The following is a 19,543-nucleotide window of genomic DNA, read 5'->3' on the forward strand; positions in this document are numbered from 1 at the left end:
CGGTGGCACCCGCCCTGATCCGATTGCCGAGCGAAGGTTTCACGTGAAACGACCCGATTCCGATGTGGCCGGACAGTCCGGGGGATTCGACGCCTCCACTCCCCTGGCCCGCGAGATCGCCGACATGACCCGCCGGCGCGCGTTGCTGAATGCTCAACCGCTGCCGAAGCCGGAGTCGACGCGTGTCATCACCATCTCGAACCAGAAGGGCGGGGTCGGCAAGACGACCACGACCGTGAACCTGGCGGCCGGGTTGGCGCGGGGCGACGCGAAGGTCCTGGTCATCGACCTCGATCCTCAGGGCAACGCCTCGACCGCACTCGGGATCGAGCACCGGGCGGACACCCGCAGCGTGTACGACGTCATCGTCAACGACACTCCCCTCGCGGAGGTCGTTCAGAAGAGCCCCGAGTTCGACTCGCTCTACGGGGTGCCGGCGACGATCCACCTCGCCGGCGCCGAGATCGAGCTCGTCTCTCTCGTCGCCCGCGAGCAGCGTCTTCGCCGAGCGCTCGACACGATGCTCGAGAAGATGGAGGAGCCCTTCGACTACGTGTTCATCGACTGCCCGCCGTCACTCGGGTTGCTGACGATCAACGCCTTCGTTGCGGCGCGGGAAGTGCTGATCCCCATCCAGTGCGAGTACTACGCGCTCGAAGGACTCAGCCAGCTGCTGAAGAACATCGACCTGATCGAGCGGCACCTGAACCCGAACCTCGGGGTGTCGACGATCCTGCTCACCATGTTCGACGGCCGCACGAACCTCTCCCACCAAGTCGCGGCCGACGTGCGTGAGCACTTCCCCAAGGAGGTCCTGAGGGCGGTCATCCCCCGGAACGTCCGCATCTCCGAGGCGCCGAGCTACGGGCAGAGCGTGATCAGCTACGACCCGCAGTCGTCAGGATCGCTGGCGTACCTCGAAGCCGCGGCGGAACTCGCGCGGCGGGGCGCACGGAAGGTCGAGAACACCGAGAACGAAGGGCAGGCACGCTGATGGCGACGAAGCGGACTGGACTGGGCCGGGGCATCGGCTCGCTCATCCCGACCAGCGATGAGACGCGCGCGCGTCCGGTCGATGTGTTCTTCCCCGACCAGAAAGTCGACGTCGAGTCGGCGGACGATCTGCTCGACGTGCCGGGCGCGCGGCTCGCACGACTCCCCCTCGAGGACATCGTGCCGAACGCGGCTCAGCCTCGGACGGTCTTCGATCAGGACGACCTCGCCGAACTGATCCACAGCGTGCGGGAGTACGGGGTTCTGCAGCCCATCGTGGTGCGGCCGGTCTCCGGCCGGGGCGGGGCGAAATTCGAGCTGGTGATGGGGGAGCGCCGATTCCGGGCCTCCCAGGCGGCCGGGCTGACGACGATCCCTGCGGTCATCAAGGACACCGCGGACGAGAACATGCTGCGCGATGCGCTGCTCGAGAACCTGCACCGGGCGGAACTGAACCCGCTCGAAGAGGCGTCGGCGTACCAGCAGCTGCTCAGCGACTTCGGGATCACGCAGGAGGCTCTCGCCACTCGACTGGGCCGATCCCGCCCGCAGATCTCGAACACGCTGCGCCTCCTGCGCCTTCCGTCCGACGTGCAGGCTCGTGTCGCCGCCGGAGTCCTCACTGCCGGCCATGCTCGAGCGGTACTCTCGCTCGATGACGTCGAGCTGATGCGGCGTCTCGCGGACAAGATCGTGAACGAGGACCTCTCTGTGCGCGCGGCAGAGGCCGCCGCCGCACAGATGAAGGCTCCGCGTAGTGCGGTTCGCCCGGCGCCGGAGGAGCGTGGCGGCCATGTGGGGCACCTGAGCTCGATCGCGGATCACCTCGGAGACCGACTGAACACTCGCGTGAAGGTCACCTTGGGTGCTCGCAAGGGCCAGATGGTGATCGACTTCGCGACCATCCAGGATCTGAACCGCATTCTTGCCGAGATCGGCGAGCCGTCTGAAGTGTCGCTCGCGCCGTAGGTCGCTGTGATGTTTCACGTGGAACGCCCCGGAGTGATCTACTCCGGGGCGTTCTCGCGTTGAGAGAAGAGCGATCTGAGCCGTCTTTTCGCCGAGGACAGGTTTGTGCTGCTGATATCCATACGCCGCGCTGCGCGGGCTACTTGATCAGCCACTACTCGTCACTTCCGCGGTTTCACGTGAAACGGTGGAGAAAACTCCGTCACGTTGTCACGCAATCCTGATTGGCCGCATCGCGAGGTTTGACCGCGACAGAACCGCTGCGCGGGCTATTCAAGTAGAGACTTCGTGGTTCTTCGCGTGTTTCACGTGAAACGGCGGAGTTCGCTCCATCACGATGGTGTCGGGTTGCCTGACTGAGCCTTGTCCGCGCGCGGATGTACTGGGAAGAGGCTTCCGCCTGCTTGCTGGTCGAGTAGCCCCGAAGGGCCAATCGAGACTCATCTCTTCCAGAAGATCCGTCTCGTCCCTGCCCTGCGTCGGCGCCGAAGGCGCCCCTGCGCCCGGTGCGCGAACTCTTCGACCAGCAAGTACTGAAGTCTTGCGGCCCGGCGGTATGCACGGCGCACGGCTCGTGGCCTCGGCTAAAAATGGAGCCGTTCACTCCCGTCTTCGGTGGAGCGCGACGCGATCACGTTTCACGTGAAACCCTTGGCACGGGATCATCTCCGCGAGGTGCTGCCGCTGTGCCATTCGACTGCTGCGGCGTGGATCGTTTCTCGTGCGCCGATCTCGATCGGCCTGCTGCGTGTCTAGTCGGACAGTGGCTGCAGGACACTTTCGATCTTCTCTCAAGGAGTTCCAGGCCGAGTGCAGCGGTCAGTGCAGAGGCGAGATCGAAGAGGGCTGGCACGGCAAGCGTTTCACGTGAAACGCTCAACAAGCGCGAATCAGATGCGCGCGGTATGTCCGAGTACCGCGCAGTGCGCCAGAGTGGAATAGACGTCGCCGAGATAGCGGCCGGAGGCCTCGATGGCCTGGGGGACCAGGGACGTCTCGGTCAGCCCGGGGATGACGTTCGCATCGAAGAACCAGGGACGACCGTCGGCGTCGATGACGAAGTCGATCCGGGAGAGATCCCGGAGTCCGAGGAGCCGGTTAACAGCGACGGCCGCGGCGGAGACTTCGGTGAGTGCCTCCGGAGCGACGCGCGCAGGAACGTAGAAGCGGGTCTCCCCAGCCGTGTAGCGCGCGTCGAACGTGTACACGCCTCCGATCGGCTCGATCTCGATCACGGGAAGAGCGACCGGGCCGTTTCCGAGGTCGAGGACACCGACCGCCACTTCCGTCCCATGGACGCGCTCCTCGATCAGGACGACGTCACCGTAGGTGTAGGCGCTGACCATGGCTCGTGAGAGGTCGCCGTCGGCAACGACGATGCTGACCCCCTGAGCGGAACCGCCTTGAGCCGGCTTGACCACCAGATCGCCGGTCAGATGAGATCGCACCTGCGCGAGGATGGCTGCGGCGCCGAGCTCGCGGAAAGTGTCGCGGGGGAGGGTGAGGGAGCGCGGTGTGAGGACCCCCGCGCGCGCGACCAGGGTCTTCGCGGTCGGCTTGAACCAGGCGAGCCGCGCGGCGTCGGCGTCGGATCCCACGTAGGGCAGACCGGCGGCCTCGAGCAACCCCAGCAGCGCTCCGTCTTCTCCGCTGGCTCCGTGGACCGCAGGCCAGACGAGGTCCGGGCGAGCATCGGCCAGGAACGGGAGCAGATCCGCATCCGGTTCGCGAGTGGTCACGCGGTGCCCGAGCGCGGCGAGTCGGTCGGCGACACGACGCCCCGACCGGAGGGATACGTCCCGCTCATGGCTGATACCGCCGCTCACGACGACGATGTCGAGGGAGTCGCCGGACGTGCGGAAACTGGTCATGATCAGGCCTTTTGTTGAAGATTGGGCGGTCAGGAGACCGTCGGGGGCAGGCTGACGACCGTCTGCTCGTCCGGGGAAGTGCGGATCGGCTTCGTGTCGGCGAAAGTCGACAGGAGATCGAGCTCGCCGTCGATGACCGTGGCGAGCCGCCGGATCCCGTCACCGATCCGCTCGGGAGTCGGATAGCAGAAGGAGAGACGGATGTTCTGTCGGCCGTCGCCGTTTCCGAAGAAGGCGGTCCCGGGGGTGTAGGCCACCAGTTCCTTCACGGCCCGGGGGAGCATCGCCTTGGAGTCGAGCTCGTCCGGCAGCGTGAGCCAGACATAGAAGCCTCCGTTGGGGTTCGTCCAGGTGAGCGAGGGCAGATGAGTCTCGAGCCCGCGCAGCATCGCCTCCTTGCGCTCGCGGTAGACACCGCGGAACGTGTCGATCTGCGCCTTCCAGTCCGCGGTGGCGAGGTACTTCGAGATGACCAGCTGACTGAAGGAGGACGGGCTGAGCACCGCGGCCTCGTTGGCGAGGATGAGCTTCTCGCGGATGGCGTGCGGCGCCAGCGCCCAGCCGACACGGAAGCCGGGAGCGAGGGTCTTCGAGAAGGTCCCGAGATAGATGACACCGTCCCCTTCGAGCGACCGCATCGCCTTCGGCGGGACGTCCTCGAAGTAGAGGAGTCCGTACGGGTTGTCCTCGAGCACGAGGATCCCCTCGCTCTTGCAGATCTCGAGGATCTCGACTCGTCGCTCCCAGCTCAGCGTGACGCCGGCGGGGTTGTGGAAGGTCGGGATGGTGTAGAGGAACTTGATGGTCCTCCCCTGCCCGCGGACCCGAGCGATGTGCTCGCGGAGGGACTCCGGGATCAGGCCATGCTCGTCCATGGCGACGTGCTCGATGTCGGCCTGGTACGAGCGGAAGATGACCATCGCGGTGACGTAGCTGGGCCCCTCGGAGAGGACCACGTCCCCCGGGTCGAGGAAGATCTTCGAGACGAGCTCCAGGGCGTGCTGAGAGCCCGTGGTGACGACCACGTCGTCAGCGCTGGCCGAGATGCCTTCGAGAGCCATCACCTCGAGGATCTGCTCGCGCAGGACGGGAACACCCTGTCCCGAGCCGTATTGCAGCGCGACCGGACCCTGCTCGCGCATCACCGAGTCGATCGCTCCCGTGACGAGATCCTGCGGCAGGGCGGACACGAACGGCATGCCTCCCGCGAGCGAGACGACTTCGGGGCGCGAGGCGACCGCGAACAGGGCTCGGACCTCGCTGGCGGCCAGACCGGCCGTCCGCTCCGCATAGGAGTCGTACCAGGGGTCGAGGTTGGTGCCGCGGTTGATCACGATGTCGTCGTTCCGGTCGTCGAATGGAGGCCCGGCCGTTCGACCGGGTCCGTCCACACTATCCGGCGACTGTTCCGCCGAAGCGGGGCCGTTCGACTCCACTCCGCTGTCGGTGGCCCGAGCTGTTTCACGTGAAACAGCACGAAGCCCCCGCCCGAAGGGGCGAGGGCTCCGTGGATCCGACTCGGCCGGATCAGAGGATCGCGTGGATCAGAGGAATGCGGCCAGGTCGGCCTCCAGGGCCGGCTTCGGCTTGGCGCCGATGACGGTCTTGACGACCTCGCCCTTCTGGTAGACCTTCATCGCGGGGATCGAGGTGATCTGGTACTTCGCGGCGGTCTGCGGGTTCTCGTCGACGTTCAGCTTGACGATCTCGATCTTGTCGCCGTGCTCGGCCGAGATCTGGTCGAGGATCGGCGAGACCATGCGGCACGGGCCGCACCACTCGGCCCAGAAGTCGACGAGGACGGTCTTCTCGGAGTCGAGGACGTCGGACTGGAACGAGGCGTCGGTGACGCTCTTCGCGGTGGACATGGTTTCTCCTTCGCGAACCGGTCGAGCCGGTTCCACTGGTGTTGACCGGGGGGTCAGCGGGTGATGAGTTCAGCCTCGACCGAGGCGGCCACCTGGGGTGCCCCCTCGGTGTGGGCGGTGCCATCGGCGAGCGCAGCGAGGTAGTGCTCCGCGTCGAGGGCTGCGACCGTTCCGGATGCGGCGGCGGTGACGGCCTGACGGTAGGTCGGGTCGATCACGTCGCCCGCGGCGAAGACGCCGGGAACGGAGGTCTGGGAGGAGCGGCCGACCACCGAGATGGTGCCGTCGGTCGTCAGGTCGAGCTTGCCGTGGACGACGTGCGTCCGCGGGTCGTTGCCGATCGCGATGAAGAGACCGTCGATGTCGAGGGCGCTCTCGGTCCCGTCGACCGTGTCGCGCAGCTTCACTCCGGTGACGTGGTTCTCACCGCGGATGCCGACGACCTCGGAGTTCCACACGAACTCGATCTTCTCGTTGTCGTGGGCACGCTTCTGCATGACCTTCGAGGCGCGGAGCGTGTCCTTGCGGTGGATGACGTAGACCTTCTCGGCGAACTTGGTGAGGAAGGTGGCCTCCTCCATCGCGGAGTCCCCGCCGCCCACGACGGCGATCGTCTTGCCCTTGAAGAAGAAGCCGTCGCAGGTCGCGCACCATGAGACACCGTGTCCCGACAGGCGCTCCTCGTCGTGCAGGCCGAGCTTGCGGTAGGCCGAGCCCGTCGCCACGACGACGGTCTTCGCCTCGATGCTCTCGCCCGATCCGAGGTGGACGGTCTTGGTCTCGCCCTCGAGGTCGAGGGAGGTGACGTCGTCGTAGTAGGTCGTCGCTCCGAAGCGCTCGGCCTGGGCCTGCATGGAGGCCATGAGCTCGGGCCCGAGGACGCCGTTCGGGAAGCCCGGGAAGTTCTCGACCTCGGTGGTGTTCATCAGGTCGCCGCCGATCTCGACCGAGGAGGCGACCACGATCGGCTTCAGGTCGGCGCGGGCCGCGTAGATGGCGGCAGTCCAGCCGGCGGGGCCGGATCCGATGATGACGATGTCGCGCACGGCAACTCCTCGAGGTCTGTGCTGAGCGGGTGCTGGTGGGAGACGGCGCCCCAGGGGCGCTGTCGTGGTGCTGAACGGTCGTGCGGAGCCCGGATCCGGTCGCTCGGTCGTTCCCCGGCTCCACGGGCTACAACACATCCTAGGCGGGCGCTATTCCGCGCCGACCCGGGCGCTCGGCCCGCGGTCAGGGTCACGTCGGGCGAATCCGCCCCGAACGCTGGATACCAGCGCTGATCAGGTTATTCCTGCTCGCTGTCTGAAGCCGGTCAGCGGCCGAGGCGACGCAGGATCGGAGCAGCCATCGCCCGAAGCTCGGGGTTCCGGGCGATCCAGAGGACACCGAAGTAGACCAGAGCCATCGCGACTCCGGTCAGCACCATCGAGACGAGCGCCTGCGGCCAGCCCGCGGTGGGGAACCCGTCGTTCTGCGCGAGGAGGAACATGACCAGCACGCCCGCACCGATGGCGGGGATCGTCGCGAGCGCGAACTGCGCGAAGCGGAACGCAATGCGGGTGCCGCCCCAGCCGCCGAGCTTGCGGCGCAGCAGGAAACAGGCGAGGAACGCCTGCACGGCGACTCCGACCGAGATCGAGGAGGCGACGAAGATCGTCGTGAACTCGGACGGGAGCCCGAGGGCGACCAGGCAGCCGACGGCGATGACGACGGTCTGCACGAGCGTGTAGAAGAACGGTGTGCGGCCGTCGTTGAGGGCGTAGAAGCCGCGCTGGACGATCGCGAGCGTCGAGAAGAGCGGGAGGACGATGACGTGCGCCGTGATGATCTGCGCCATCTGGAGAGCGGCGTCGGGATTGCCGGGCGAGAAGATCGTGGCGAAGGAGGTCGCGCAGACCACGAGCGCTGCCGCCGAGAAGAAGAGGAACAGACCGACCACGCGGATGGAGGTGGAGATGTCGGCCCGGAAGTCCGTCATCTCCCCGCGGGACGCGTGTCCGCTCATCTTGGTGAAGTAGGCGGTCGCGATCGAGACCGCGACGATCGAGTGCGGCAGCATGAAGACGAGCCACGCCTTCTGCAGGGCGGTGGCCGACGCGTCCTCACCCGACGCCCCGCTCACGACGGTGTTCTCGAGGAAGCCGACCGCGACCGTCAGCAGCAGCGTGGCGAAGGTCCAGCCCGCGATCCTGCCGGCGCGGCTGAGCCCCACCCCGCGGAAGCCGAAGCTGGGCCGGTAGCGCAGGCCCACCCGCTTCCAGAAGAAGACGAGGAGGATCGCCTGGAGGGCGACTCCGAGGGTCGCCGAGCCCGCGAGCACGACGATCATCTCGGGCGTCCAGTCGGTCGCGTCCCGGAGTCCCTTGCCGTCGGCGCCGAACAGCTGCTGGAACGCGATCAGCCCGCCGATCGTCACGACGTTGTTGACCACGGGCGTCCAGGTGAAGGGGCCGAAGGAGCCGCGGGCGTTCAGCACCTCGCCGAGGACCGTGTACAGCCCGTAGAAGAACACCTGCGGCAGGCACCAGTAGGCGAACGTGACCGCGAGGCGCGTCTGCTCGGGGCCGTACCGTCCCGCAGAGAGCTGGATGAGCAGCGGAGCGGCCAGCGTCGCCACGACCGCGGCGCCGACGAGGACGAGCAGCGCGAGGGTCAGCAGCTTGTCGATGTACTTCCGTCCGCCGTCGGCCTGCAGCCCCGCGCGGACGATCTGCGGCACGAGGACGGCGTTGAGCGCGCCACCGGCGAGGATCGCGTAGATCGTGTTCGGGAGGCCGTTGGCGACAGTGAACGCATCCGCTCCCTGACCGGTGAGTCCGATTGTCTGCGTGAAGACCAGCGACATGACGAAGCCGAGGATGCGCGAGACCATCGTGCCGGAGGCGAGGACGGCGCTCGCGCGTCCGAGGGAGAAGCTAGCCACGCGGGTCCGTTCGTCGGTCGTCCGGTCCGGGCTGGACCGCCAGGGGGGCGTTGGGGTCCTCCTCCGGCTCCACCGCCGCTCCGCCGCGGCGACGGCGGCGGATGTTGCGGAGGATCCCGACGCCGAAGACGACGACGAGCAGGAGGCCGAACGAGAGAGTGCCGACGGTCTCCCAGTCGGCGCGCACGTTGGTGCTCACGCGCGCCGGGAGGCCGATGACCGTGCCGTCGAGTGCGGTGAGCTGCATCCGGAGCGTCGTCTCGCCGCTGCCGACCCGCGCCTTGACCGGGATGAGGACGCGGCCCTGCGACCGCGCATCGATGGCGGTCGGCTCGATCGAGCTCTCGTCGATGTCGAGTACGGCGTTGGAGGTGGACGCGTTGATCTCGACAGTGACGGGCCACGGAAGGTCGTTGCGCACGTAGACGGGGATGCTGGAGTCGCGGGACAGCTGGTTGAGCGTGCTCGTGGCCTCGATCGAGACACCACTCAGAGTGGTGTCGGCGTTGTCGAGGCTCGTCGTGACCGCCTCCGCCCAGCCGGCGTCGTCGTCGCGCCACGAGACGGCCAGGACCGCGAGCATGTCGTTGCGCCGCTTTCCGCTCAGCAGCTGCGGGTCGGTGAGGACGGCCGAGAACTCCTCTACGCGGGAGGCGGCGTCCAGGAGGGTCGAGACGGTCTCGAGGCGCTCCTCCGACTCCGGTGCGTCGACCACGGCGGCGTCCGCCGTCTCGGGGGCCGTCAGAGCGGCGGCGAGCGAGGTCCCCTCCGCGTACGGGAGCGCGTCGAGCGCGTCGAGCGTCTGCGCGAGGCGGACCCCGTCGAGAGCTGCGCCGCGCTCGAGGGCGAGGACGACGTCGGGCACCTCGCCCTCGCGCTGCACCTGCGCGAGGTCCGCGGTCAGCGCGGTCATGCGCGCGCGCCACTCCGAATCGGTGCCGGCCGTGACGGCGTCGTCGAGCGCGGTGGAGAGGACGCTGTCGCTGACCACCAGGTCGTGGCCGTCGACGACGGTCCGGGTCGCCGTGTCGTCCGGAAGCGTGAGGTTGGCGGAGGCGACGATCGTGCGGCTCATGCCGCTCGCGGCATAGACGTCGAGGTCCGCGGCCCGCACGGTCAGATCGTCGGGCCAGGCGATCGACCCCACGGTCGGAGACCAGTCGAACGCGAGCAGCGACTCCGCCGTCGGTCGGGCGGGCAGGACCTCGTCGGCCTGCTCGGTCGGGACGGGCTCCGGCGTCGCGGAGGGAGTGGCCGTGGTGGCCGGCTCGGCGAACAGGGTCGGATCGACGCCGTACTCGAACGACGTCGGCCCCAGCAGCGTCGCGAGGCCCGACTGCGCCTGCGCCGAGACGTCCGCATCCGCGTAGGGAAGGGGGAAGACCTCGTTCGGCGCCGACTCGAGGCGCTCGAGCCAGGCCGTCGCCGACTCCGGAGCGGCAGCGCCGAGGATCCGGATCGACGCGAGGATCCGCGGGTCGACCCCGATCGCGACGGCGCGGCCGAGCACGGAGTCGAGCTGCCGCGAGAGCGTGCCGGTCGACTCCGTGTAGTCGGCGAGGGTCTCGGCCGGGATCAGGCCCTCGCCGCTGCCCGGGATCGTGAGCGGGACGAGGACGGCGACGCCCGTCTCCTGCGTCGACGGGACGCCGTCGGTCAGCTCCACCGCCGTGCGCGCCGTGGCGACGGGGCCTCCCGGACCGGTGACGGTGACGGCGACGGCGTGCGATCCGCGAGCGGCGGGGTCGGAGGAGAACGGAACGGCGGCCGCGGGGATCGTGAGCGAGACCTGGGCGGAGCTCGAGGGGAGCAGGCGGACATCCGCTCCGTCGCCGATCGGGAGGCCGGCGTCGTCGTCCTCTCCCCCGAGCCACTCGGCGAGCTCGTCGCGCGAATCGAGCGTGTCGGAGTCGATGGTCACCTCGACGCGGGCGCCGTCGATCGACTCCGTGGTGCCGTTGCGCACCGAGACCGACAGCTGCAGGTCCTGACCCGCGAGCAGGACGCCGTCGTTCGCTGCGCCGACCGTCGCGGTGACGGTGCCGTCGGCCGGGTCGTCGGGCGACGGCGAGCTCAGCGTGCTCGGCGCCGGAGTCGGAGTGGTGGCGAAGGCAGACGGGGCGACGCCGACGAGCGCGACCGCGAGGGCCGCCGCACCGACGGCGCGGAGCAGCTGCGGGACCGGGAACCGATCCGAGGGGGTGGGGCCGCGCCGATGCATCGAACTCACTCGGCCTCCATGCGGGTGATTCTACGTGCAGGCCCGCCGGGGGCGGCGGGCGGGTCACGGGGAGTGCTGTAACCGGTCTGAGCGGTTAGCACTACCAGCGCCCCTGGGCGCGTCGCCCGCCGCGACTACACTCGTGCGAATGCACAGCGTCCAGGCGGCACTCGAGACCCTCCGCGCACTGGCGGCCACTCCCACGGTGGCGCGGCTGGCGGAGGCGTTCGCCGCCGAGGGCCACGAGCTCGCGCTGGTCGGCGGTCCGGTCCGCGACGCGTTCCTGGGTCACGGGGTGCACGACCTCGACTTCACCACGTCCGCCCGCCCCGACGACATCGTGCGCATCGTCGCTCCGATCGCCGAGGCGCACTGGGACATCGGGCGCGCCTTCGGCACCATCGGCGCGCGTCTCGCCGGCGAGACCGTCGAGATCACGACCTACCGCAGCGACAGCTACGACGGGGTGAGCAGGAAGCCCGAGGTCGAGTTCGGCGACACTCTCGAGGGCGACCTCGTGCGGCGGGACTTCACCGTCAACGCGATGGCGCTGCGGATCCCGGAGGTCGTCCTCGTGGATCCGTCCGGAGGTGTGGAGGACCTGCTGGCCGGGCGCCTGCGGACGCCCGCCGACGCCGAGGTGTCCTTCGGCGACGATCCGCTCCGCATGCTGCGGGGTGCGCGCTTCACCTCCCAGCTCGGGTTCCGCACCACGGAGGAGGTCGAGTGGGCGATGGCCGAGCTCGCGCCGCGCATCCGCGACGTCTCGGCCGAGCGGGTGCAGGAGGAGCTGCGGAAGCTGCTCTCGACAGCGTCTCCGCGTGCAGGCCTCGAGCTCCTCGTCGACACCGGTCTGGCCGGTTACTTCCTCCCCGAGCTGCCCGCCCTGCGCCTGGAGCAGGACGAGCACCACCACCACAAGGACGTCTACGTGCACAGCCTCACGGTGCTGGAGCAGGCGATCTCGCTCGAGCAGTCGCGGAACCCCGGAGCGGCACCCGACGTCGTGCTGCGACTCGCCGCCCTGCTGCACGACATCGGCAAGCCCGCGACGCGCCGCCTCGAGCCCGGAGGAGCGGTCAGCTTCCACCACCACGACCTCGTCGGGTCCAAGCTCGCGACCAAGCGGATGCGCTCGCTCAAGTTCGACAAGCAGACGACCACCGAGGTGGCCCGGCTGATCGAGCTGCACCTGCGGTTCTTCGGCTACACCGACGGAGCGTGGACCGACTCCGCCGTGCGCCGCTACGTGACGGACGCCGGGCCCCTGCTCGAGCGGCTGCACATCCTCACGCGGGCCGACGTGACCACGCGCAACAAGCGGAAGGCCGACCGGCTGGCGCACGCCTACGACGACCTCGAGCACAGGATCGCGGAGCTCGCCGAGAGGGAGGAGCTCGCGTCCAAGCGGCCCGACCTCGACGGCACGGCGATCATGCGGATCCTCGACCTGCCGCCGGGGCCCGAGGTCGGAGCGGCGTACCGCTTCCTGCTCGAGCTGAGGCTTGAGGAGGGTCCGCTCGGCGAGGAGGTCGCGACGCAGCGGCTGAAGGAGTGGTGGGCGGCGCGCTGAGTCGGCGCGCGCACAGGCGCAGATCTCCTGACCGCGGGAACGGCCGCGATGGTAGGGTGTCCAGGTTGTCCACGACCAGACGCACTCGCGTCCGCGGGAGTGGGCAGATGCTACATACCCTCCTGTCACGGAAATACCGTGGCCGTTCAGTCCGAAGGAGGTGGGTTAGTGACGCATCAGTACGAAATCATGGTCATCCTGGACCCCGAGATCGATGAGCGCACCGTCGCTCCGAGTCTCGACAAGTTCCTCAACGTCATCCGCACCGATGGTGGATCCATCGACAAGGTGGACGTCTGGGGTCGCCGTCGTCTGGCGTACGAGATCAACAAGAAGACCGAGGGCATCTACGCCGTCGTGGACTTCACGTCGACCTCCGCCGCTGCGAACGAGCTCGACCGTCAGCTGAAGCTGTCCGAGGCCGTCATGCGCACCAAGGTGCTGCGGGCCGAAGAGGGCATCGCCCAGGTCGCGGCCGCCGCGAAGCTCGCCGACGAGAAGGCCGCCCGCAAGGCTGCCAAGGCCTCGGCCGCTCCCAAGGCGTAGCGCTCATGGCCGGCGAGACGATCATCACCGTGGTGGGGAACCTCACCTCCGACCCCGAGCTGCGCTACACGCAGAACGGGCTCGCGGTCGCGAACTTCACCATCGCCTCCACTCCGCGCACCTTCGACCGTCAGGCGAACGAACGTCGCGGGATCGCTGACGAAGGGGAGCCGCGTCATCGCGACCGGCCGCCTGAAGCAGCGCTCGTACGAGACGAAGGAAGGCGAGAAGCGCACCAGCATCGAGCTGGAGATCGACGAGATCGGTCCCTCGCTCCGCTACGCGACCGCTCAGGTCACGCGTGCCTCCGGTGGAGGCGCGGGCGGCGGACGCGGCCAGGTCGGCGGCGGTCAGGGCGGGAGCCAGGGCGGTCAGGGCGGCTTCGGCGGCAACCAGGGGGGCTCCGGCGGCAACGCGGGAGGCAACCGCGGTGGCCAGGCCGAGGAGCCGTGGGCGCCGAGCGCGCCCGCCGGTGGCGACGTCTGGAGCACGCCGGGCAGCTACAACGACGAGACGCCGTTCTGAGCCTCGGGCTCGGACGCGACCTCACCTGAATCACGCCTTTCCCGCAGACTGCACGAGCGGCCGCGGGCGGGGGCGAACCAGAATCTAAGGAAACCACTATGGCTGGAAAGAGCAGCGGCGACCGCCGCAAGCCGATCCGCGGCAAGGGCGCGAAGAACGCGGCCCCCGCGAAGTCGGTCCGCGTGGGTGTCATCGACTACAAGGACGTCGCGACCCTCCGCAAGTTCATCTCGGAGCGCGGGAAGATCCGCGCCCGTCGTATCACCGGCGTCTCCGTCCAGGAGCAGCGCCTCATCGCCCGTGCCGTCAAGAACGCCCGCGAGATGGCGCTCCTGCCCTACGCCGGCAGCGGAAGGTAGGTAACGGTATGTCCAAGGTCATCCTGACCCACGAGGTCGACGGTCTCGGCTCCGCCGGTGACGTCGTCGACGTCAAGAACGGCTACGCCCGCAACTACCTCATCCCGCAGGGCTTCGGCGTCGCGTGGACCCGAGGCGGCGAGAAGCAGGTCGAGCAGATCAAGTCGGCCCGCGCCGCGCGCGAGCACAAGACGATCGAAGAGGCGCAGCACACCAAGCAGGTCCTCGAGGCCAACCGGGTGAAGCTCACCGTCAAGGCGGGCCGCGACGGCCGCCTGTTCGGCTCGGTGAAGACGAGCGACATCGCGAACGCGGTGGCGTCGGCCGGCTTCGGCGAGCTCGACAAGCGCAAGATCGTGATCGTGAACGCGATCAAGACGGTCGGCGAGCACGAGGCCGTGGTGCGTCTGCGCGACGACATCCAGGCCACCGTGAAGCTCCAGGTGGTCGCGGCCAAGTAAGGCCGCGAGACACGCCTCGAAGGGCGGTGCGGCGGGATCCCCGGGTCCTGCTGCACCGCCCTTCGTCGTCCCGTTCTCCACAGCTCCATCCACATACACCCAAACGCGCGGGCAACCTTCAATGTGGTCTGGAGACTCTTTTCCCCACAGGCCTGTGGAATAGAGGTTTTCCCTGGTCGGCGGCTTGAAAAAAGATCCGTTCCGCTTCTGTTTCCACAGGGTTCTCCACACGTTGCTCACACGGAGTGCGGCGTTTCCCCGAAGTTGTCCACACTCTCCTCCACAGGGCGGTTTGACCCCGGTGTCGAGCGGTACGTAGTGTGGCGCAGCGCCCCGCGAGGGGAGCGGGACGACGCGTCCGGAGCACCGGCGCCGACCCTGTCGGAGGTCGCTGGTAGACCGGATCCGACGCTCGCGATCGCGGCTCGGCAACGATCCGCGCGTTCCCGCGAGGCACCCGACAGGAGGAGGCGAAGGCATGACGATCGCGCACCTGGCGGTTCCCGGCTCGGACGGACGGAGCGAGGGCCGAGGCGAGGGCCGGGGCGACTCCCCGCGCCACGAGCGCACCCCTCCGCACGACCTGCTCGCCGAGCAGTCGGCACTCGGAGGCATGCTGCTCTCGAAGGACGCGGTCGCCGACGTCGTCGAGAGCGTCAAGGCCACCGATTTCTACATCCCCAAGCACGAGATCGTGTTCGACGCGATCCTGCAGCTCTACTCGCACGGCGAGCCCACCGACGTCATCGCGGTGACCGACGAGCTCACCAAGCAGGGCGAGCTGCAGCGCGCCGGCGGCGCCGACTACCTGCACTCGCTGACCGCGATGGTCCCCACGGCGGCGAACGCCGGCTACTACGCGTCGATCGTCGCCGAGCGGGCGCTGCTGCGCCGCCTGGTCGAGGCCGGCACCCGCATCGCGCAGATGGGCTACCAGGGCGAGGGCGAGGTCCTCGACCTGGTCAACACCGCCCAGGCCGAGATCTACAACGTCACGGGATCCGAGGCGGCGGAGGACTACGTCCCGCTGACCGATGCGGTGACCGTCGCGATCGACGAGATCGAGGCCGCCGCGCACAAGGACGGCGCCTTCACCGGAGTGCCGACCGGATTCGCCGACCTCGACGACCTCACCAACGGCTTCCACCCCGGTCAGATGATCATCGTCGCCGCGCGACCGGCGCTCGGGAAGTCGACCCTCGCGCTCGACTTCGCGCGGGCCGCCGCGATCAAGCACCAGATGCCGACGATCTTCTTCTCGCTCGAGATGGGGCGCAGCGAGATCGCGATGCGCCTGCTCTCGGCCGAGGCCTCCGTGCCCCTGCAGCACATGCGCAAGGGCACCGTCGACCAGCGCGACTGGACGACCATCGCGTCGACCCGCGGTCGCATCAACGACGCTCCGCTCTACATCGACGACTCGCCGAACCTCACGCTCGTCGAGATCCGCGCGAAGTGCCGCCGGCTCAAGCAGCGCATCGGCCTCAAGATGGTCGTCATCGACTACCTCCAGCTGATGACCTCCGGCAAGAAGGTCGAGAGCCGCCAGCAGGAGGTCTCGGAGTTCTCCCGTGCGCTCAAGCTCCTCGCGAAGGAGCTGCAGGTGCCGGTCATCGCTCTGTCGCAGCTGAACCGTGGACCGGAGCAGCGCGCGGACAAGCTCCCCGCGATCTCCGACCTCCGCGAGTCCGGCTCGATCGAGCAGGACGCCGACATGGTGATCCTCCTGCACCGCGAGAGCGCCTACGAGAAGGACAACCCGCGCGCGGGCGAGGCCGACCTCATCGTCGCCAAGCACCGCAACGGCCCGACCCGCACGGTGACCGTGGGCTTCCACGGCCACTTCTCGCGCTTCGCCGACATCCCGGCGGTCTGACGCTCCCACAATCAGGAGGCCGAGTTGGAGAGTGCCGTTGACGCTCCAACTGCACTAGGTTGAAATCCGCCAGTTCCAACTCGAACCGCATTTTCGTTGTAGCGTCGGTGCATGGATCAGCGCCGCTTCGCCGACTCGCCGTTCGGATGTCCGACTCGGGAACCGGGGAACAAGTGGGCCTTCACTTACTACCTGCCGAAGCCGATACCTCGCACCCTCGACCTCTCTGCGGACGTCGTATCGGCTCTCTCCGAGGCTGACGCGGCGCTGGGCCATCTTCAGGGTCTGGGAATGCTCATCACCGATCCCGGGCAGCTCATCGGGCCGTATCTGCGGAGGGAGGCTTTGGCGAGTTCCCGCATCGAGGGAACCCAGGCGTCCCTCTCCGACGTCTTCCAGTCGGAGATCGATGAGGATTCACGGAACGACGACACGGCCGAGGTCCACCGCTACCTCGAAGCGACGAGCCAGGCCTACGAGCTGGCGAAGACCCTTCCCATCACCCAGCGGCTGATCCTCGCGGTGCACGCGACGCTTCTCACGGGGGTGCGAGGCGAGGAGAAGAGCCCTGGTGAGTTCAGGACGTCGCCGGTCTGGGTCGGACATGCCGGCGCGACTCCGGAGACCGCCACCTTCGTGCCTCCGCTACCTGTCCATCTGGGTGATCTGCTCGCCGACTGGGAGCGATTCGTGAACGACGACGGCCGCCACCTCCCCGCGTTGATCCAAGCGGGTCTCATGCACTACCAGTTCGAGACGATCCACCCCTTCCTCGACGGGAACGGGCGGATCGGGCGTCTGCTGATCAACCTGCTCCTCATGGAACGGAGGCGACTTCCTCTGCCCCTCCTGTACCTCTCCCATTTCTTCGAGACGCATCGCGAGGAGTACTACGAGCGCTTGCAGGCCGTTCGGGAGACCAGCGACGTGGACGGATGGCTGATGTTCTTCCTCAGGGCCGTTCGCGCGCAATCGGACGATGCGGTGGCGCGCTCTCGGAAGCTCATTCGAATCCGTGAGCGTTACTACGAGGAGGCCATCAAGGAGAGGTCGAGCCTGCCGCGACTGGTCGAGATCATCGTTCGGAATCCGTTCGTCACTGTCCGACATGTCCAGACGCGACTCGACATCACGAACCAGGGAGCGAGGAATCTCATCCGCAATGCCGAGGCCCGGGGATGGCTCAGGTCATTGGGCACTCATGGTCGTGGAGGAAAGGAGCATTGGTATTCGCCCGACATCTTCGAGGTGATGGAGTTGCCGATGGAGTACGACGAGACCGCCGATGCTCCCGTGGGTGGACGCTCGTGAAGGGCCGTCAGCAGGTCGAGGACGTGCCGCTGGAGGGCGGGTCCATCCGCCTCGGGCAGTTCCTGAAGTTCGCGGGGATCCTCGACACCGGGGGCGAGGTGAAGGAGGCGGTCGCCGACGGTCTCGTGCGGGTGAACGGGGAGGTCGACCGCCGACGCGGGCGCCAGCTGGCGGTCGGCGACGTCGTCGAGATCGGCGGGCGGCGGTTCCGCGTCACGGCGTGACTCCGTCCGTCCAGAACTGAGCGCCGGTCGAGCGGCGCCGATGCGGTGACCGGCTCTTCCTGAGGGCCGTGCGGGGTGCACCCGTGAATGCTGTCAGGACGATGACCTCCGCGAGGGGAGGGGTGACAGGCTCGGAGGACACCGACCTCCGGGTGCTCTGCGTGGTGCGCGCGGATCCGGACGTCGCCCCGCGAACGACAGGAGAGCGTCCCATGCAGGTAGGCATCCATTTCATGAACTTCACGCTGCCGGGTGGCAGCGCGGGGATCGCTCCGATCCTCGGGGCCACGGCGAGGACGGCCGAGGACGTGGGCTGCGAGTGGTTCACGCTGATGGACCACTACTTCCAGATGGAGCAGTTCGCGACGAGCGAGGATCCGATGCTCGAGGGGTACACCTCGCTCGGGTTCCTCGCGGGACGGACGGAGCGGCTCCGGCTGGGGCTGCTCGTGACCGGAGTGACGTACCGGCACCCGGGGCTGCTCGCGAAGATCGTCACGACGCTCGACGTGCTCTCGGGCGGGCGCGCGATGCTCGGCATCGGCGCGGCCTGGTACGAGCGCGAGCACCTCGGACTCGGCGTGCCGTACCCGCCGCTGAAGGAGCGGTTCGAGCGGCTCGAGGAGACGCTGCGGATCTGCCGGCAGATGTGGAGCGACGACGACGGGCCGTTCGAGGGCGAGCACTACCGGCTGGCCGAGACGCTGAACCACCCGGAGCCGATCCAGAAGCCGGGACCGCCGATCCTGATCGGGGGCGGCGGCGAGAAGAAGACGCTGCGGCTCGTCGCGCAGTACGGCGACGCGTGCAACCTGTTCGCGACGGGAGCGGAGGCGGTCGCGCACAAGCTGGACGTGCTGCGGCGGCACTGCGACGAGCTCGGACGCGACTACGACGCGATCACGAAGACGATCATCGGCGGCGGGGACCCGATCGGCGACCCCGACGGCTTCGTGCGGGCGATGGAGGAGTACGCGGCGATCGGGATCACGCTCGTGGAGCTGTCGCCGCAGGGGCCGGATCCGGAGGGGTACGTGGCACGGCTCAGCGAGGGCGTGATCGGGCGGCTGGGGGAGCTGGGCTGAGAGGCGGTTCGCCCGGCTCGTGGGAACGCGTTCGGCTCGCAGGAACAGAGTGTCCTCGCGAGCCGAAGGCGTTTCTGCGAGCCGGAGCTGCGGACGACGTGGTCGCTGCGAGAGTGGAATCGGGTGGGGGCACGAGTGTCGCCCGGATGGAGGAGGTCCGATGGACGCGGAGTCGACGGGCGAGCTGGTGGATCGGCTGAGCGTGGACGGAGGAGTGCTCGAGAGGGTGCGGCGGCCGGCGCTCGCCGGGACGATGGGGCTGGAACCGCATCCGGAGGGCGGCTGGTACCGGCGCACCTGGACGTCTCCGGAACGGCTGACGCTCACGGCGCCCGACGGCTCGACGCGCGAGCGGCCGGCGGCGACGCTGATCGTGTTCCTGCTGCCCTCCAGCGAGAGCTCGGCGTGGCACCGGGTGTCGTCGGCCGAGACGTGGATCTGGAACGGACCGGGGCGGGTGGCGCTGCAGTTCGGCGGGAGCGGCGAGGAGCCGGTGGACGGTGAGACCGTGCTGCTCGGGTCGGCGGTCGACGTGCTCGTGGTGCAGGCGCTCGTGCCGGCGGACGTGTGGCAGCGGACGCTGCCGTCGACCGAGGACGCGGTGGTGAGCTGCCTGGTGTCGCCGGGGTTCGACTTCGCGGATTTCTGGATGCCGGAGGGGTGACAGCGGGTACCGGCACCGGGTCGAGGGCCGGCATCCGGAGTGGCGGAGTCCGGACGGCGTGCTGCCGCGCTGAG

Annotated in this window: 17 protein-coding genes and 1 pseudogene; 12 read left to right on the plus strand and 6 right to left on the minus strand. The window is 68.5% G+C overall.

Annotated elements, in window-relative coordinates:
• Positions 1-43 precede the first annotated feature (43 nt).
• Positions 44-994 carry a ParA family protein gene (locus ASF48_RS00120; protein ID WP_055784525.1) on the plus strand — a complete coding sequence of 317 codons (951 nt, stop codon included), beginning with the start codon at positions 44-46 and terminating at the stop codon, positions 992-994.
• Positions 994-1,962 (plus strand): ParB/RepB/Spo0J family partition protein, encoded by a 969-nt coding sequence (locus ASF48_RS00125; protein WP_055784528.1) that lies wholly within the window; start codon positions 994-996, stop codon positions 1,960-1,962. The genes ASF48_RS00120 and ASF48_RS00125 overlap by 1 nt, the downstream gene beginning before the upstream one ends.
• 890 nt (positions 1,963-2,852) lie before the next feature.
• Here ASF48_RS00125 and ASF48_RS00130 read toward each other — a convergent pair.
• The 6 genes from ASF48_RS00130 to ASF48_RS00155 all read right to left on the minus strand — a co-directional run bounded on the left by ASF48_RS00130 (position 2,853) and on the right by ASF48_RS00155 (position 10,845).
• Positions 2,853-3,833, minus strand: a complete 981-nt coding sequence (locus ASF48_RS00130; protein WP_055784531.1) for a D-alanine--D-alanine ligase family protein — start codon at positions 3,831-3,833, stop codon at positions 2,853-2,855.
• A gap of 29 nt (positions 3,834-3,862) precedes the next feature.
• Positions 3,863-5,164, minus strand: coding sequence for an aminotransferase-like domain-containing protein (locus ASF48_RS00135; protein WP_200930975.1), 1,302 nt, complete (start codon positions 5,162-5,164; stop codon positions 3,863-3,865).
• 213 nt (positions 5,165-5,377) lie between these two features.
• Positions 5,378-5,701: a thioredoxin gene (gene trxA / locus ASF48_RS00140; protein WP_055784535.1), complete on the minus strand. Its 324-nt coding sequence runs from the start codon at positions 5,699-5,701 to the stop codon at positions 5,378-5,380.
• Between the two features lie 53 nt (positions 5,702-5,754).
• The gene (trxB, locus tag ASF48_RS00145; RefSeq protein ID WP_055784537.1) at positions 5,755-6,747 is read right to left on the minus strand and encodes a thioredoxin-disulfide reductase; all 993 of its coding nucleotides are present in this window, start codon (positions 6,745-6,747) and stop codon (positions 5,755-5,757) included.
• A gap of 266 nt (positions 6,748-7,013) precedes the next feature.
• Positions 7,014-8,624, minus strand: a complete 1,611-nt coding sequence (murJ, locus tag ASF48_RS00150; protein ID WP_235577160.1) for a murein biosynthesis integral membrane protein MurJ — start codon at positions 8,622-8,624, stop codon at positions 7,014-7,016.
• Positions 8,617-10,845, minus strand: coding sequence for a DUF6049 family protein (locus ASF48_RS00155; protein ID WP_055784540.1), 2,229 nt, complete (start codon positions 10,843-10,845; stop codon positions 8,617-8,619). Before ASF48_RS00155 ends, murJ begins: the two co-directional genes overlap by 8 nt.
• A 148-nt stretch (positions 10,846-10,993) precedes the next feature.
• On the opposite strand from ASF48_RS00155, the gene ASF48_RS00160 reads away from it, so the two are divergent.
• The 10 genes and pseudogenes from ASF48_RS00160 to ASF48_RS00200 all read left to right on the plus strand — a co-directional run bounded on the left by ASF48_RS00160 (position 10,994) and on the right by ASF48_RS00200 (position 19,469).
• Positions 10,994-12,418, plus strand: a complete 1,425-nt coding sequence (locus tag ASF48_RS00160) for a CCA tRNA nucleotidyltransferase (RefSeq protein ID WP_055784545.1) — start codon at positions 10,994-10,996, stop codon at positions 12,416-12,418.
• A gap of 168 nt (positions 12,419-12,586) precedes the next feature.
• Complete coding sequence (gene rpsF / locus ASF48_RS00165; RefSeq protein ID WP_055784548.1) at positions 12,587-12,964, plus strand: 30S ribosomal protein S6; 378 nt, start codon at positions 12,587-12,589, stop codon at positions 12,962-12,964.
• 5 nt (positions 12,965-12,969) lie between these two features.
• A pseudogene (locus ASF48_RS18805) lies at positions 12,970-13,489 on the plus strand (single-stranded DNA-binding protein).
• 98 nt (positions 13,490-13,587) lie between these two features.
• Positions 13,588-13,848, plus strand: coding sequence for a 30S ribosomal protein S18 (rpsR, locus tag ASF48_RS00170; RefSeq protein WP_055784551.1), 261 nt, complete (start codon positions 13,588-13,590; stop codon positions 13,846-13,848).
• A gap of 8 nt (positions 13,849-13,856) precedes the next feature.
• On the plus strand, positions 13,857-14,309 hold the full coding sequence (rplI, locus tag ASF48_RS00175) for a 50S ribosomal protein L9 (RefSeq protein WP_055784554.1): 453 nt from the start codon (positions 13,857-13,859) through the stop codon (positions 14,307-14,309).
• 478 nt (positions 14,310-14,787) lie between these two features.
• Positions 14,788-16,185 (plus strand): replicative DNA helicase, encoded by a 1,398-nt coding sequence (gene dnaB / locus ASF48_RS00180; protein WP_055784557.1) that lies wholly within the window; start codon positions 14,788-14,790, stop codon positions 16,183-16,185.
• A 111-nt stretch (positions 16,186-16,296) separates the two neighbouring features.
• Complete coding sequence (locus ASF48_RS00185) at positions 16,297-17,496, plus strand: Fic family protein (protein WP_055784562.1); 1,200 nt, start codon at positions 16,297-16,299, stop codon at positions 17,494-17,496.
• Entirely contained in the window at positions 17,493-17,720 is a 228-nt protein-coding gene (locus ASF48_RS19710) for an RNA-binding S4 domain-containing protein (RefSeq protein WP_055784564.1), read from the plus strand. Before ASF48_RS00185 ends, ASF48_RS19710 begins: the two co-directional genes overlap by 4 nt.
• 212 nt (positions 17,721-17,932) lie before the next feature.
• Positions 17,933-18,805 (plus strand): LLM class F420-dependent oxidoreductase, encoded by an 873-nt coding sequence (locus tag ASF48_RS00195; RefSeq protein WP_055784567.1) that lies wholly within the window; start codon positions 17,933-17,935, stop codon positions 18,803-18,805.
• 160 nt (positions 18,806-18,965) lie between these two features.
• On the plus strand, positions 18,966-19,469 hold the full coding sequence (locus ASF48_RS00200; RefSeq protein WP_082480872.1) for a cupin domain-containing protein: 504 nt from the start codon (positions 18,966-18,968) through the stop codon (positions 19,467-19,469).
• The last annotated feature ends 74 nt before the right edge of the window (positions 19,470-19,543 follow it).

The organism is Rathayibacter sp. Leaf299 (assembly GCF_001423055.1).
In the GTDB taxonomy this organism is placed as follows: Bacteria; Actinomycetota; Actinomycetes; order Actinomycetales; family Microbacteriaceae; genus Rathayibacter; species Rathayibacter caricis.

Excerpts from the sequence above, each read along its gene's own strand:
- ASF48_RS00125 (WP_055784528.1), top strand. The coding sequence starts at position 994 with ATGGCGACGAAGCGGACTGGACTGGGCCGGGGCATCGGCTCGCTCATC.
- ASF48_RS00130 (WP_055784531.1), bottom strand. The coding sequence starts at position 3,833 with ATGACCAGTTTCCGCACGTCCGGCGACTCCCTCGACATCGTCGTCGTG.
- trxA (WP_055784535.1), bottom strand. The coding sequence starts at position 5,701 with ATGTCCACCGCGAAGAGCGTCACCGACGCCTCGTTCCAGTCCGACGTC.
- ASF48_RS00155 (WP_055784540.1), bottom strand. The coding sequence starts at position 10,845 with ATGCATCGGCGCGGCCCCACCCCCTCGGATCGGTTCCCGGTCCCGCAG.
- ASF48_RS00160 (WP_055784545.1), top strand. The coding sequence starts at position 10,994 with ATGCACAGCGTCCAGGCGGCACTCGAGACCCTCCGCGCACTGGCGGCC.
- rpsR (WP_055784551.1), top strand. The coding sequence starts at position 13,588 with ATGGCTGGAAAGAGCAGCGGCGACCGCCGCAAGCCGATCCGCGGCAAG.
- rplI (WP_055784554.1), top strand. The coding sequence starts at position 13,857 with ATGTCCAAGGTCATCCTGACCCACGAGGTCGACGGTCTCGGCTCCGCC.
- dnaB (WP_055784557.1), top strand. The coding sequence starts at position 14,788 with ATGACGATCGCGCACCTGGCGGTTCCCGGCTCGGACGGACGGAGCGAG.
- ASF48_RS00185 (WP_055784562.1), top strand. The coding sequence starts at position 16,297 with ATGGATCAGCGCCGCTTCGCCGACTCGCCGTTCGGATGTCCGACTCGG.
- ASF48_RS00195 (WP_055784567.1), top strand. The coding sequence starts at position 17,933 with ATGCAGGTAGGCATCCATTTCATGAACTTCACGCTGCCGGGTGGCAGC.
- ASF48_RS00200 (WP_082480872.1), top strand. The coding sequence starts at position 18,966 with ATGGACGCGGAGTCGACGGGCGAGCTGGTGGATCGGCTGAGCGTGGAC.